At 64.3% G+C, this 14,125-nt stretch carries 16 protein-coding genes; all 16 read left to right on the top strand.

Annotated features, from left to right (window positions below):
- Positions 1-837 (top strand): proline--tRNA ligase (locus Q0J74_RS07055; protein WP_297212677.1); only part of this gene is annotated, 837 nt, incomplete at its 5' end.
- Positions 838-1,180: 343 nt separating this feature from the next.
- Entirely contained in the window at positions 1,181-2,200 is a 1,020-nt protein-coding gene (gene aroF / locus Q0J74_RS07060) for a 3-deoxy-7-phosphoheptulonate synthase (RefSeq protein WP_297212679.1), read from the top strand.
- Between the two features lie 40 nt (positions 2,201-2,240).
- Positions 2,241-3,305 carry a 3-dehydroquinate synthase gene (gene aroB, locus Q0J74_RS07065; protein WP_297212681.1) on the top strand — a complete coding sequence of 355 codons (1,065 nt, stop codon included), beginning with the start codon at positions 2,241-2,243 and terminating at the stop codon, positions 3,303-3,305.
- Positions 3,302-4,489 carry a 3-phosphoshikimate 1-carboxyvinyltransferase gene (locus Q0J74_RS07070; protein WP_297212683.1) on the top strand — a complete coding sequence of 396 codons (1,188 nt, stop codon included), beginning with the start codon at positions 3,302-3,304 and terminating at the stop codon, positions 4,487-4,489. The genes aroB and Q0J74_RS07070 overlap by 4 nt, the downstream gene beginning before the upstream one ends.
- Entirely contained in the window at positions 4,486-5,520 is a 1,035-nt protein-coding gene (gene aroC / locus Q0J74_RS07075) for a chorismate synthase (protein ID WP_363315568.1), read from the top strand. The genes Q0J74_RS07070 and aroC overlap by 4 nt, the downstream gene beginning before the upstream one ends.
- Before the next feature lie 14 nt (positions 5,521-5,534).
- Positions 5,535-6,692: a bifunctional chorismate mutase/prephenate dehydratase gene (locus tag Q0J74_RS07080; RefSeq protein ID WP_297212687.1), complete on the top strand. Its 1,158-nt coding sequence runs from the start codon at positions 5,535-5,537 to the stop codon at positions 6,690-6,692.
- Positions 6,689-7,186 carry a shikimate kinase gene (locus Q0J74_RS07085; RefSeq protein WP_297212689.1) on the top strand — a complete coding sequence of 166 codons (498 nt, stop codon included), beginning with the start codon at positions 6,689-6,691 and terminating at the stop codon, positions 7,184-7,186. Before Q0J74_RS07080 ends, Q0J74_RS07085 begins: the two co-directional genes overlap by 4 nt.
- A complete protein-coding gene (gene aroQ / locus Q0J74_RS07090) occupies positions 7,183-7,620 on the top strand; it encodes a type II 3-dehydroquinate dehydratase (RefSeq protein WP_297212691.1) in 438 nt (145 codons plus the stop codon). The genes Q0J74_RS07085 and aroQ overlap by 4 nt, the downstream gene beginning before the upstream one ends.
- A 27-nt stretch (positions 7,621-7,647) precedes the next feature.
- Positions 7,648-9,045 carry a shikimate dehydrogenase gene (gene aroE, locus Q0J74_RS07095; protein WP_297212693.1) on the top strand — a complete coding sequence of 466 codons (1,398 nt, stop codon included), beginning with the start codon at positions 7,648-7,650 and terminating at the stop codon, positions 9,043-9,045.
- Between the two features lie 188 nt (positions 9,046-9,233).
- Positions 9,234-10,673: a hypothetical protein gene (locus tag Q0J74_RS07100; RefSeq protein ID WP_297212695.1), complete on the top strand. Its 1,440-nt coding sequence runs from the start codon at positions 9,234-9,236 to the stop codon at positions 10,671-10,673.
- A gap of 328 nt (positions 10,674-11,001) precedes the next feature.
- The gene (rpsJ, locus tag Q0J74_RS07105; RefSeq protein WP_006573401.1) at positions 11,002-11,316 is read left to right on the top strand and encodes a 30S ribosomal protein S10; all 315 of its coding nucleotides are present in this window, start codon (positions 11,002-11,004) and stop codon (positions 11,314-11,316) included.
- A 130-nt stretch (positions 11,317-11,446) separates the two neighbouring features.
- Positions 11,447-12,172: a 50S ribosomal protein L3 gene (rplC, locus tag Q0J74_RS07110; protein ID WP_297212698.1), complete on the top strand. Its 726-nt coding sequence runs from the start codon at positions 11,447-11,449 to the stop codon at positions 12,170-12,172.
- A gap of 17 nt (positions 12,173-12,189) precedes the next feature.
- The gene (gene rplD, locus Q0J74_RS07115) at positions 12,190-12,810 is read left to right on the top strand and encodes a 50S ribosomal protein L4 (RefSeq protein WP_297212700.1); all 621 of its coding nucleotides are present in this window, start codon (positions 12,190-12,192) and stop codon (positions 12,808-12,810) included.
- Positions 12,810-13,109, top strand: a complete 300-nt coding sequence (gene rplW, locus Q0J74_RS07120) for a 50S ribosomal protein L23 (RefSeq protein WP_297212702.1) — start codon at positions 12,810-12,812, stop codon at positions 13,107-13,109. The genes rplD and rplW overlap by 1 nt, the downstream gene beginning before the upstream one ends.
- A gap of 15 nt (positions 13,110-13,124) precedes the next feature.
- Complete coding sequence (rplB, locus tag Q0J74_RS07125) at positions 13,125-13,958, top strand: 50S ribosomal protein L2 (RefSeq protein ID WP_297212705.1); 834 nt, start codon at positions 13,125-13,127, stop codon at positions 13,956-13,958.
- A 15-nt stretch (positions 13,959-13,973) separates the two neighbouring features.
- A partial coding sequence (locus tag Q0J74_RS07130) for a ribosomal protein S19 family protein (RefSeq protein ID WP_297212706.1) occupies positions 13,974-14,125 on the top strand: 152 nt, incomplete at its 3' end.

Consider the following 14,125-nt stretch of genomic DNA (forward strand, 5'->3'; position numbering starts at 1 on the left):
CGCAAGACCGACAAGGAGAAATTCTCCGGCGCCGAGGCCACTTACACCGTGGAGTGCATGATGCACGACAAGAAGGCCCTTCAGGCCGGCACCTCCCACTACTTTGGGGACGGCTTTGCCAAGGCCTTTGACATTACCTTCGCCGGCAGCGACAACAAGCCCCACCACCCCTTCCAGACCTCCTGGGGCGTGTCCACCCGGCTCATCGGCGGGGTTATCATGACCCACGGGGACAACAGCGGCCTGGTGCTGCCCCCCCGCATCGCCCCCACCCAGGTTATCATCATCCCTGTGGCCCAGCACAAGCCGGGGGTTATGGAGGCCAACGAGGCCGTGATGGCCCGGCTGAAGGCAGCCGGGGTCCGGGTGAAGATGGACGCCTCCGACCAGTCCGCCGGCTGGAAGTTTGCCGAGTATGAGATGAAGGGCGTCCCTCTGCGGCTGGAGATGGGTCCCAAGGACATGGAGAAGAATCAGTGTGTGCTGGTCCGCCGGGACAATGGGGAGAAGAGCTTTGTTTCCCTGGACGGCATTGAGGACACCGTCCGCACCATGCTGGACGCGGTGCAGCAGGGCCTGTACAACAAGGCCAAGCACAATCTGGACGAGAACACCTATCCCTGTGCCACTGTGGAGGAGGTCCGGGAGAAGATGTCCACCCAGGGTGGCTTTGCCAAGACCATGTGGTGCGGCGACGAGGCCTGCGAGCTGAAGATGAAGGAAATTGCCGGAGTATCCTCCCGGTGCATCCCCCTGGAGCAGGAGCACCTGGGGGACGTGTGTCCCGTCTGCGGAAAGCCCGCCAAGCACATGGTGTACTGGGGCGTGGCCTATTAAGAGAAACCAGGTACCGGACTGCCGAAAAAACAACGCGGCAGTCCGGTTTATAATTGTGAAAAATTCCGGTTGCAATTGAAAAACGATGGGTTTATAATGTCACCAACCTGTTACTGTGAGGAAGTTCACCATGAATAACCGAAACCTCACAACTGCATCCTTCCTGTTTTCCTTTGGCTGGGCTCGATTTATGGGCGCCGGCTTTTTTGGCATGGGGAAATAGGGGGATGAAGGAAATGGGCGGGGCCTTTTTGGGGTCCTGTGGAACCTGGTAAGTCTGGGGGCGCTCATTGAGTTCATCAATGAGCGCCCCTTTTTATTGTGAAAAAGAGGAGGAACTGTTATGGTAGTTGTGATGAAGCCGGGTACCCGGCAGGCAGATATTGACGCCCTGGTGGCCAAACTGAAACAGCTGGACCTGGATGTGGGCATCACCAACGGCGTGGGCTGCACCATCCTGGGCCTGGTGGGGGACACCACCGCAGTGGATATGGACAAGATCTCCATCAATCCCCACGTGGAGCGGGTGATGCGGGTTCAGGAGCCCTATAAGAAGGCCAACCGCAAGTTTCACCCGGAGGACACGGTGGTAAGCGTGGGGACGGCCAAAATCGGCGGTGGAAACTTCTCCGTCATCGCCGGTCCCTGCTCGGTGGAGAGCGAGGCGCAGATCTGCGCCGTGGCGGAAGATGTGAAAGCCTCCGGCGCGGCCCTGCTCCGGGGCGGCGCTTTCAAGCCCCGTACCTCTCCCTACTCCTTCCAGGGTATGGGTACCTCCGGCCTGGACTTGCTCATGGAGGCCCGGGACAAAACCGGCCTGCCCATTGTCACCGAGATTATGGACCCCCGGATGGCCGAGCTCTTTGAGCGGGAGGTGGATGTGGTCCAGGTGGGCGCCCGGAATATGCAGAACTTCGAGCTGCTCAAGGAGGTGGGCAAGATGAGCAAGCCCATCCTCCTCAAGCGGGGGCTGTCCAACACCTACGAGGAGTGGATCATGTCCGCCGAGTACATTATGAGCGAGGGCAACGAGAACGTCATCCTCTGTGAGCGGGGGGTGCGCACCTTTGAGACCTATACCCGCAACACCCTGGACGTGTCCGCCATCCCCGCCATCAAACAGATGAGCCACCTGCCCATTATCGTGGATCCCTCCCATGCCGCCGGCATGTACTGGATGGTGGAACCCCTGGCCATGGCCGCCGTGGCCGCCGGGGCCGACGGCCTCATCATCGAGGTCCACAACGATCCCGCCCATGCCAAGTGCGACGGGCAGCAGTCCCTCACCCCGGAGAAGTTCAGCCACCTGATGGGGAAAGTGGGCGCCCTGGTTGACCTGGTGGGCAAGACTTTGATAAAATAAAGCAAAAAACAATCGGGATTGCGGAAAGGATGAGGCGCCTGTGAAAACCCTCACCGTGGCCCTGCCGGGGCGGAGCTATGACATTTTGATTGAGCGGAATCTGCTGGACCGGGCGGGGGAGCGGGTCCGGGCAGTCTGTTCCCGGGCGGAGCGGCTGTTTGTGGTCACCGACTCCAACGTGGGACCCCTCTACGGAGCGCGCCTGAAAAAAAGCCTGGCCGCCGCCGGCTTTTCCGTGGCCATCCACACCGTCCCCGCCGGGGAGGGGGCCAAGTGCGCCTCCCGCCTGGCCCAGCTGTGGGAGGCCATGATGGAGTTCGGCCTTACCCGCACCGACGCCGTCATCGCCCTGGGGGGCGGCGTGGTGGGGGATTTGGCCGGCTTTGCCGCCGCCACCATCCTTCGGGGGGTGGATTTTGTCCAGATTCCCACCACCCTCCTCTCCCAGGTGGACTCCTCCGTGGGGGGGAAGGTGGCCGTTGACCTGGACCACGGCAAAAACCTGGCCGGAGCCTTCTGGCAGCCGCGCCTGGTGCTGATGGACCCGGACGCCCTGGATACCCTGCCCGATGCCACCTTCGCCGACGGCATGGCGGAGGTGATCAAATACGGCTGCATTTTTAACCAAGCCTTTTTCAATTTTCTGGCCGCCCGGCCGGAACGGACCCGGCTGATGGAGGAAATTGAGTACATTTTGTATACTTGCTGCGATTTAAAACGAATTGTAGTGGAAGAAGACGAGCGGGACACGGGAGCGCGGATGCTGCTCAACTTCGGCCACACCCTGGGCCATGCCTATGAGCTGGCAGGACAGTACGAGACTTGGACCCACGGCCAGGCGGTGGCTGCCGGTATGGTGAAGGCTGCTGGGGTGGGGGAGAAGCTGGGGGTGACTCCTGCCGGGACGGGGACGGCCATTGCCGGTGCGCTGGCTTCCCTGGGCCTGCCCACGGAAATTTCCTGCCCGGGGGAGGACTACGCCGCCGCCATCGGTCTGGATAAAAAGGGGGCGGGGGCGGACATAACGGTGATTCTGCTGGAGGAACTGGGCCGGGCCGTCCCCTGCCGGATGCCCAAGTCCAAGCTGCTGGAGGAACTGGTATGAACGTGACCATTGTGCCGGAGACCCTGGCGGGGACCGTCACTCCGCCCGCCAGCAAATCTCAGGCCCACCGGGCGGTGCTGGCCCTGGCCCTGGCGGAGGGGACGGGTAAGCTGTCCAACCTGGCCATGTCGGAGGATATCCAGGCCACCTGCGGTTGTGTGGCCGCCCTGAAGAGCGGCGGGCCGGCCGGGGCGGACGGCCTGCCCCGGCTGGACTGCGGGGAGAGCGGCTCCACCCTCCGCTTTCTCATTCCGGTGGCCCTGGCCCTCCGGGGGGGCGGACACTTTATTGGGCGGGGCCGGCTGATGGAGCGCCCCCAGGAACCCTACTTTACGATTTTTCAGGAGCGGGGAATCTTTTGGGAAAAGACGGCCGGTACCCTTACCGTCCGGGGGCGGCTGACGCCGGGGGTCTACGCCCTGCGAGGGGACGTATCCTCCCAGTTTGTCACCGGCCTGCTGTACGCCCTGCCGCTGCTGGCGGGGGAGAGCCGGATTTTACTCACCACCCCCCTGGAATCCCGGGGCTATGTGGACATGACGCTGAACACTCTGGAGCAGTTCGGAGTGCGGGTGGAATACGACGGGGACAGGACCTTCCGGGTGCCGGGGGAGCAGCGCTATCAGGCCCGGGACCTGACCATTGAGGCCGACTGGTCCAACGCGGCCTTCTGGTATGCCGCCCGGTTTTTGGGCTGCCCGGTGGAGGCAACCGGCTTGAATCCCGACTCCCCCCAGGGGGACCGGGTGATTGAGGCGTATTACGCCCGGCTGAAGGAGGCCGGCCCGGCGGAGCTGGACGTGAGCCAGTGTCCCGACCTGGTGCCGCCCCTGGCCGCCATGGCGGCCCTGCGGGCGGGGGAGACCACCCGTATCGTCAACGCCGCCCGGCTGCGCATCAAGGAGAGCGACCGGCTGGCGGCGGTGACGGAGGTGCTGAATGCCCTGGGGGCTCAGGTGGAGGAGCGCGAGGACCATCTGGTAATCCGCGGAGTGGAGCGGCTGGCGGGGGGCGTCACCGTCTCCGGCCACAACGACCACCGCATCGCCATGATGGCCGCCGTGGCCGCCATCCGGTGCCGGGAGGCGGTGACCGTCACCGGGGCGGAGTGCGTCAGGAAGTCCTACCCGGAATTCTGGGAGGAGTATCGCGGTTTGGGAGGGAAAGTGACATGCGGCATATGATTTTTGGGGAATCCCACGGTCCCGCCATCGGCGTGGTGCTGGAGGGGGTACCCGCCGGGCTGGAGCTGGATCTGGAGCAGGTGCAGCGGGAGCTGGACCGGCGCCGTCCGGGGCAGGACCCCACCGCCACCGCCCGGAAGGAGGCCGACCGGGTGGAGGTGCTCTCCGGGATATTTGAGGGCAAGGCCACCGGCGCGCCCCTGGCCATGGTGATCCGCAATACCGACCAGCACTCCAAGGACTATGAGCCGCTCCGCTATACCCCCCGGCCCGGCCACGGGGACTATGCCGGCTTTGTCAAAAGCAGGGGCTGTCAGGACTGGCGGGGCGGCGGCCACTTTTCCGGCCGGCTCACCGCCCCTCTGACCGCGGCGGGCGCGGTGGCCAGACAGGTGCTGGCGCGGAAGGGAGTTTGGGTGGCGGCCCACATCAGCTCCATCTACGGGATCTGCGACGCTCCCCTGGATGACCTGGAGGCGTTGAAGGCGGTGGCCGGCAAGTCCTTCCCCGTGCTCAGCGACGCCAAGGGGGAGGAGATGCGCCAGGCCATTCTGGAGGCCAAGGAGCAGCAGGACAGCGTGGGGGGCGCCATCGAGTGCGCCGTCTGCGGTCTGCCCGCCGGGCTGGGCGCCCCCGACTTCGGCTGCAATGTGGAGGGGATATTTGCCCAGTACCTGTTTGCGGTCCCCGCCGTCAAGGGGGTGGACTTCGGCGCCGGGGCGGCCTTCTCCCTCATGCGGGGCAGCGAGGCCAACGATCCCTTTGCCGTGGAGGAGGGCCGGGTGGTTACCACCACCAACTACGCCGGGGGAATCAACGGCGGCATCACCAACGGCATGCCGGTGGTGTTTGAGGCCACGATCCGGCCCACCCCCTCCATCTCCCTGCCCCAGCAGAGCGTGGATCTGCGCACCGGGGAGGAGACCGAGATTGAAATCCGTGGCCGCCACGACCCCTGCATCGTCCCCCGGGCGGTGCCGGTGATTGAGGCCGCCGCCGCCCTGGCCGCCTGCGCGGTGCTGGGGATTTGAAGGAGCGAATGAACATGACCGAACTGGAGCAGTACCGCCGGGAGATCGACCGGATTGACGGGGAGCTGGTCAGGCTGTTTTTGAAGCGGATGGAGGTGACCGGCCGGGTGGGGGCGTATAAGCAGCGCCAGGGCATCCCGGTGCTGGACGCCGGCCGGGAGAAACAGGTGATCGCCGCCAAAACCGCCCTGACGACCGACCCCGCCCGGAAGGCGGATATCTCCGCCCTGTATGAGAGTATTCTGGCCATCTCCCGCCGGCAGCAGCGCCACCTGGTAAAGGAGGGGGCGGAGGATGCGGGCTACGCCGCCTGGCTGGCCGGCATGGCCCGGGCGCGGCGCCCGGTGGCCTGTCCCCGGGTGGTGTACCAGGGAGAGCCGGGCTGTTACAGCGAGCAGGCCGCCGCCGGTTTCTTCGGGGATGGAGTGGACAGCCGGGGCCTGGCCTGGTTTACCGATGTGTTTGCCGCCCTGGAGCGGGGAGAGGCGGACTACGCCGTGGTGCCGGTGGAGAACTCCTCCACCGGGTCCATCCGCCAGGTGTACGACCTGCTCTCCCAGTACCGCTACGCCATTGTGGGGGAGTGGCAGGTGAAGGTGGAGCACTGCCTGACGGCCCTGCCGGGGGTAACCCTCTCCCATATCAAAACCGTCTACTCCCACGAGCAGGGGCTGATGCAGTGCGAGGCCTATCTGGACGCCCATCGGGACTGGAAGCGGGTACCCACCCTGGACACCGCCGGCTCGGCCAAGCTGGTGGCTGAGACCGGGGACCGTGCCGCCGCCGCCATCTGCTCCCGCCGGGCGGCGGAGCGCTACGGCCTCAGCATTCTGGCGGAGGGGATCAATTACAACACCATGAACCACACCCGCTTTGCCGTGGTGTCCCCTGTACCCGAGCTGCGCCCCGGCCGGGACAAGATCAGCGCCATGTTCCGCCTGCCCCACCAGAGCGGTTCCCTCCACGAGATTCTCACCATTTTTGCCGTCCAGGGTCTGAACCTGCTAAAGCTGGAGTCCAGACCCATTCCCGGCCGTGGCTGGGAGTACCTGTTCTTCCTGGACTTTACCGGGGATTTGACCGCCGACGGCATGGACGGGGTGATCCATGAGCTGAGCCAGCTGGCGGCAGAGGTCTGTATTCTGGGCAACTACAAGGGGTACGAGCCATGAGGGACAATGTGGTGCTTATCGGTATGATGGGCTGCGGCAAGACCACGGTGGGAGGCCTGCTGGCCAAAAAGCTGGGCTTTGCCTTTGTGGATACCGACCGGTATCTGGAGCAGGCTCTGGGCCGCGCCATTCCCGATATCTTTGCCCGGGAGGGGGAGGCCTTCTTCCGGGACCGGGAGGCGGAGGCCGCCAAAGAACTGGCCAGGGGAAAGAGACAGGTGATCGCCTGCGGCGGGGGCCTGCCCACCCGGGCGGATGCCATCGCCGCCCTGAAAGGCAGCGGTACGGTGCTGTTTCTCCGCCGGGACCCGGGGGAGATTTACGACAAGGTGTCCATGGCCGGCCGGCCCCTGGGCCAGCAGGGCCGGGAGGCGTTTCTGGCCCGGTACGCCCGGCGGGAGCCGGCCTACCTGCAATGGGCCGACCGGGTGGTGGAGGTGCAGCCTACCCCGGTGGAGACCACACAGCGGATTTTGGAGGTGCTGCGGAAATGAATTTTCTCATCCTGAACGGACCCAATCTGAACCTGCTGGGCCGGCGGGAGCCGGGCATTTACGGAGAAAACACCTACGAGAGCCTGTGCAGACGGCTGCGGGACTTTGCCGCCGCCCACGGCTCTACCGCCGAATGTGTCCAGTCCAACCACGAAGGGGTCCTCATTGACGCCATCCATGCCGCCCAGGGGAAGTATGACGCCATTGTGATGAATCCCGGAGCCTACACCCACTACTCCTACGCCCTTCTGGACGCCCTGAAGGCGGTGGATGTCCCCTGTATTGAGGTACACATCTCCAATATCCACCAGCGGGAGGAGTTCCGGCACAAAAGTGTCACCGCCCCCGCCTGCGTGGGGCAGATCTGCGGCCTGGGGCTGTACGGCTATGAGGCGGCCATCCGCTATTTCCTGGAGGAGCATGGGCGTGCATGACAGCCGCCCGCCGGAGAAGGAGCACTTATGAAACATCCGTCCGTTCCCCTGCCCCGCATCGGTATGCGGGTGATCAAAACCGCGGTGGCAGTGATGGTGTCCTATGCCCTGTTTCTCCCCTTCGGCCTCACCTACCGGGAGGAGCTGGGAGGGGTGCTGGGCCAGATGGGGCCGCTGTACGCCTGCATCGCCTGTATCATCTGCACCCAGAGCACCCTGGGCCAGACCTTCCAGCAGGGAATGTCCCGGCTGATCGGCGTGCTGGTGGGCGGAATTCTGGGTACCGCCACCCTGCTTCTGGGTCCCGCCCTGGAAAACCTCTGGCTCAAGACCCTGGTGCTGGGCCTGGTGTGTGTGGCGGGGGTGTGGCTGTGCCTGCTCATCAAGCGGCCTACCGCCTGCGGTATGGCCTGCATCCTGCCCTGTGTCATCCTGATTACCGGGGTCACCGGCGTCACCCGGTACTATTACGCCGCCGCCCGGATGATCGAGACGGTGGTGGGTCTGCTCATCGCCCTGGGGGTGAATGCCGCCCTCCCCGATCACCGGCCGGAGCACCGGCGGGGCGAGCCGGGACACAGGCCGGAAGTGGACAACGACACCAGAAAGCTGTGTGTCATCGGGGACCCGGTGGGTCACTCCAAATCCCCTCTGATTCAGAATACCATGATCCGGGCGCTGGGGCTGAACTATGTCTATCTCTGCCAGCCGGTTCCCCGGGGCGGCTGCCGGCAGTGGCTGGACTGTGCCAAGTTTTCCGGCTGGGCCGGCTTTAACGCCACCATGCCCCACAAGGAGGAGTTGGTACCCCTGATGGATGAGCTGGACGAGGACGCCCGGCTTGTGGGCGCGGTGAATACCGTGTGTCTCCGGGACGGAAAGGCCTATGGCTACAACACCGATGGAGCGGGCTTTCTCCGGACGCTGGCCGACGAGGGGATTGACCCGGCGGGACGGCAGGTGCTGGTGCTGGGGGCCGGCGGGGCGGCCAAGGCGGTGTGCCTCAAGCTGGCCCAGGCGGGGGTGGACGTGGTAGTGTGCAACCGCACCCTGGAGAAGGCGGCGGCCATCTGCGCCCATGATCCGGCCCGTCTCCGCCCGGCGGGCTTTGATCCGGCTACCTTATATAAAGAAGCGCAGGACTGCGATCTGCTGGTGAACTGCACCTCCCTGGGGATGGAGGGGACGGAGGGGCAGTTTGCCGACTTTTCCTTCCTGGACGGACTGCGTCCCGGCGTGCCGGTGCTGGATCTGATTTACGCTCCCGCCGAGACCGAGCTGCTCCGCCAGGCCAGACAGCGGGGCCACAAAACCGCCAACGGCTTCGGCCTGCTGGTCAACCAGGCGGTGCTGTCCCTGGAGCATTTTACGGATACCGCCATTGACGCGGAAAGCATGAAGACCTGCATTGCACGTGTGCTTTGATCGAAGCGGGCAGGCGGAGGCGCGCCTCCGCCTCCAGCGGACAACTCCTGCGCACAGCGGACTGCCTCTGCCTCCTCCGGCCCGCCTTGACATGGGAGAAAGCCAACGATATACTGAAAGTTGGCAAAATGTATCCCAGAACAGGGTAAAATGGAGATATGCTGTAACGAACAGAAAGGAAGGCGGCCATGAAAGCGAAGGGGACGAAACTGGCGCAGGCGCTGACCTGGCTGATGCTGAGCCTGTGCGGCGCGCTGTTGGCGGCGGCCCTGCTGCTGGGCGCGGAGCAGAAGGGGGAACGGCTGACCGGTGTGGTCCTGGGGGTGGTGGTTTTGGCGGCCGCCTGGTATCTCCTTCCCCGGCTGTCCCGGCTGCTGGCGAGCCTGGGAACAGCGCGGGCCTGGGCGGTGCTCACCCTGTTGTGCCTGCTGCTCAAGGGAGCTTGGGTGGTGCTGGTGCGCATTCCGCCTGCGGGGGACTACGCCACCTACTGGGGATACGCCAACTCCCTGGCGCAATCGGCGGTGATTGACGGCGGCCGGTACATGGCCCTGTTTCCCCACCTCTTCGGCTATGCCGCCTTCCTCAGCTGGTTGATCCGGCTGCTGGGGCCGTCGGAGCTGCTGGCCCAGGGGCTGAATGTGGCCCTTACCGCCCTGTCCGGCAGCCTGCTCTTCCTCCTGGGCAGGCGGTGGTGGGGGCTGGCCGGGGGAAGCTGCGCCTACCTGCTGTGGATCTTATGCCCTTCCCAGACCATGTACAATGCTCTCGTCCTCTCCGAGCCCCTGTATACCACCCTGCTGCTGGGGGCAATCGCCCTGCTGGTCCTGGGAGAGGCCCGGGGCCGGCGGCCGGTGCTGCTGGGCGCGGCGGCAGGAGGGCTGCTCCGTTTGGCCCAGGGAGTGCGGCCCATTGCCCTGGTGGTCATTCTGGCCCTGCTGCTGTGGCGGCTGGTCCTGCGGCCGGATACCCTGCGCCAGGGAACGAGCCGCCGGTTCTGGCTGCCTCTGATGGCGGCGCTTCTGGCGGTTTACGGTCTTACCGGCCCGATGTGGAATGCCCACCTGGCCCGGCGCATCGGGGAGGAACCCGCCACCACGCCGGGCTACAGCGTCCTGGTGGGTACCAATCAGGCCTCCGGCGGCCGATGGAATCAGGGGGACAGCGACCTGCTCTTCTCATACAGCAATCAGCCCGGCACCACCGCCCAGCAGGCCCAGGAGCAGGCCCTGGCGGCGGCGGTGGAGCGTCTTACCGCCGGAGAGACGGCGGTGCTCCCCCTGCTGAAGGAAAAGCTCCGGGTATTTCTGGGCAGCGATGACGCCTGTACGGGCTATTGCGCCTCCGTGGTGCGGCACACAAAGCTGTTTGCCCGGGCCTGCAACAGCTTTTATTACGCCGCGCTGCTGCTGGCGGGGGCGGGACTCATCCGCCTGGGCCGGCGGCGGGTGGATACGGCGGTGCTGCTGCTCCCCCTCTGCGTGCTGGGGCTGACCTGCGCCCAGGCGCTGGTGGAGGTGGCGGGGCGGTACCACTATTTCCTCCTGCCCCTCCTTCTGCTGCTGGGGACGGGATTCCTCCTTTCCCCCGGGCCTGGGACGGCGGAAAAAATTCAAAAATCCCCTTGACTTTGGGAGAAAGTTGTACTATCATAATTAAGCGCCTGTTTAGGGCGTATTGTGCGATGATGCGGGAGATTGCTCAGAGATGAGGTAACTTCCGCGGAGTATGTCCGAGCTAGAATCGGGCGGCTGAGGGATCCGTGCACGGCGTATATCGCCGCGCATGGAGGAAACCGGCCTGCTTGCGCCGGTTTTCTTCATGTCACGGAGTGATACGCACGGAAACGTGTACTGAAATCCCTCACCGTACGAAGCGAGGAAAACACCGCGCTGGAGCCCCGTGGACCCGGCGAAAGCGCACACCACTTCGTATGTTTAAGGAGGAACAACAACCATGGCAGCTCAGAAAGAAATGATCCGCATCCGCCTGAAGGCCTACGACCATCAGCTTATCGACCAGAGCGCTGAGAAGATCGTGGAGACCGCCAAGCGCACCGGCGCTTCCGTGTCCGGCCCCATTCCCCTGCCCACCAAGAAGGAAGTCGTCACCATTCTGCGGGCCGTCCACAAATACAAGGACAGCCGGGAGCAGTTTGAGCGCCGCACCCACAAGCGTCTGATCGACATCCTCAAGCCCTCTCCCAAGACGGTGGAGGCTCTGATGAGCCTGGAGCTCCCCGCCGGCGTGGAGATTGAGATTAAGCTGTAAGAGACAGCAATCCATTCCTTTGTTAGTACCGCAGTCCGCCGCGTTTTGAGGCGGACGGGTCAAGTTGGCCGAGCAATACCAGCCAATGGGTAACTCGCCCAACCAATAACCTTTATAAGGAGGAAAAAACATGGAAAAGGCCATTATCGGCAAGAAGGTCGGCATGACGCAGATCTTCGACGAAGCCGGCAAGGTCATCCCGGTCACCGTCATTGAGGCGGGTCCCTGCACCGTGGTGCAGAAGAAGACCGAGGAGAAGGACGGCTACAACGCCGTACAGCTGGGCTACGAGGACGTAGCCGAGAAGAAGCTTACCAAGCCTGAGCTGGGTCACCTGAAGAAGGCCGGCGAGGCCCGGAAGAAGACCCTGAAGGAGTTCAAGCTGGCCAACTGCGACGCTCTGAACGTGGGCGACGAGGTGAAGGCGGACGTGTTCGCCGAGGGCGACCGCGTGGATGTGACCGGCATCAGCAAGGGCCACGGCTACCAGGGCGTCATCAAGCGCCACGGCGCCGCCCGCCTGAAGGAGACCCACGGCAGCGGTCCTGTGCACCGCCACGCCGGCTCCATGGGCTCCAGCACCGACCCTTCCCGCATCTTCAAGGGCAAGATCGGCGCCGGCCAGATGGGCAATGAGCAGGTTACCGTGCTGAACTTGGATGTGGTCAAGGTTGACACCGAACTGGGTCTCATCGCTGTCCGGGGCGCCATTCCCGGCCCCAAGGGCGGCATCGTGTATCTGCGCAACTCCGTGATCAACGTCAAGGAGAAGGGCACCGCCGCTGCCATCAGCGTCAACCCGCAGAAGGCTTCCGCCCGCGTCAATCCCCAGAAGGCTTCCGCCCGTAACAAGTAAGAAAGGAGAGATACCAAATGCCTAAGGCAATTCTTGTGAACATGGCCGGCAATCAGGTCGGCGAAGTGGAGCTCTCCGACGCTGTGTTCGGGATCGAGCCCAACCAGACCGTTGTCCATGAGGTGGTCAAGAATCACCTGGCCAACTGCCGTCAGGGTACCCAGTCCGCGCTGACCCGTGCCGAGGTCTCCGGAGGCGGCATCAAGCCCTGGCGCCAGAAGGGTACCGGCCGGGCCCGTCAGGGTTCCACCCGCGCCCCCCAGTGGACCCACGGCGGCATCGTGTTCGCCCCCAAGCCCCGGGATTACAGCTACACCCTGAACAAGAAGGTCAAGCGTCTGGCCCTCAAGTCCGCCCTCTCCGCCAAGGCCGCCTCCGGCGACATCGTGGTGGTGGACGGCCTGAACCTGGATGCCATCAAGACCAAGACCATGCAGGGCTTCCTGGATACCGTGGGCGCCAAGAAGGCCGTCATCGTCACCCCCGAGGTGAACGAGACCGTCCTCAAGTCCGCCCGCAACATCCCCGGCGTGGTGACCACCACCGCCAAGATTCTCAGCGTTTACGACATTGTGAACGCCGGCAAGTTCATCGTTGACAAGGCGGCCCTGGCCGTCATCGAGGAGGTGTTCGCGTAATGGCTACCACCGCTTATGACATCATCAAGCGCCCCATCATCACCGAGCAGTCCATGGCTGAGACCGAGGGCAAGAAGTACACCTTCGAGGTGGCCAGGGACGCCAACAAGATTGAAATCGCCAAGGCTGTCGAGGAAATCTTCGGCGTGAAGGTGGCCAAGGTGAACACCCTGAACATGCAGGGCAAGGCCAAGCGCACCGGCCGTTTCCCCGCCGGCCGCCGGGCCAACTGGAAGAAGGCCATGGTCACCCTGACTGAGGACTCCAAGACCATCGAGTTCTTCGAAGGCATGGTGTAAGGAGGAGAATGAGAAATGGCGATTAAAACGTATAAGCCCACGACGCCCTCCCGCCGCCACATGACCGTGAGCGCCTTCGAGGGCATCGACAAGAAGGCCAAGCCCGAGCGCAGCCTGCTGGAGAACCTGAAGAAGAACGCCGGCCGCAACAGCTACGGCCGCATCACCGTCCGCCACCGGGGCGGCGGCAACAAGAAGAAGTACCGCATCATCGACTTCAAGCGGGACAAAGAGGGGACCGCCACTGTGCTGAACCTCCAGTACGATCCCAACCGCTCCGCCAACATCGCCCTCATCCAGTATGAGGACGGCGAGAAGCGCTATATCCTGGCTCCCGTGAACCTGAAGGCCGGCCACATCATCATGACCGGTCCCGACGCCGACATCCTGCCCGGCAACTGCCTGCCCATCGCCAACATCCCCGTGGGCGAGATGATCCACTGCATCGAGCTCTACCCCGGCAAGGGCGCCCAGCTGGTCCGCGCCGCCGGTGAGGCCGCCCAGCTGATGGCCAAGGAGAACGGCATGGCTCAGGTCCGCCTGCCCTCCGGCGAGGTTCGCTACGTCCGCGAGGAGTGCAAGGCCACCATCGGTCAGGTAGGCAACACCGACTGGTCCAACATCCAGATCGGCAAGGCCGGCCGCAAGCGCCACATGGGCTGGCGTCCCACCGTCCGCGGTTCCGTCATGAACCCCAATGACCACCCCCACGGCGGCGGCGAGGGCAAGAGCCCGGTGGGCCGTCCCGGCCCTGTGACCCCCTGGGGCAAGCCCGCCATGGGCTACAAGACCCGCAAGGGCAAGAACCGCACCGAGAAGTTCATCGTCAAGCACCGCAACGCGAAGTAAGGGAGGCAGTAAAAGATGAGCAGAAGTATCAAGAAAGGCCCCTTTTGCGCCCCCGAGCTGCTGAAGCGGGTCGACGAAATGAATCAGACCGGCGAGAAGAAGGTGCTGAAGACCTGGAGCCGCGCCTCCACCATCTTCCCCTCCTTCGTCGGACACACCTTTGCCGT

Source organism: uncultured Flavonifractor sp. (genome assembly GCF_944387675.1).
Lineage (GTDB): Bacteria > Bacillota > Clostridia > Oscillospirales > Oscillospiraceae > Flavonifractor.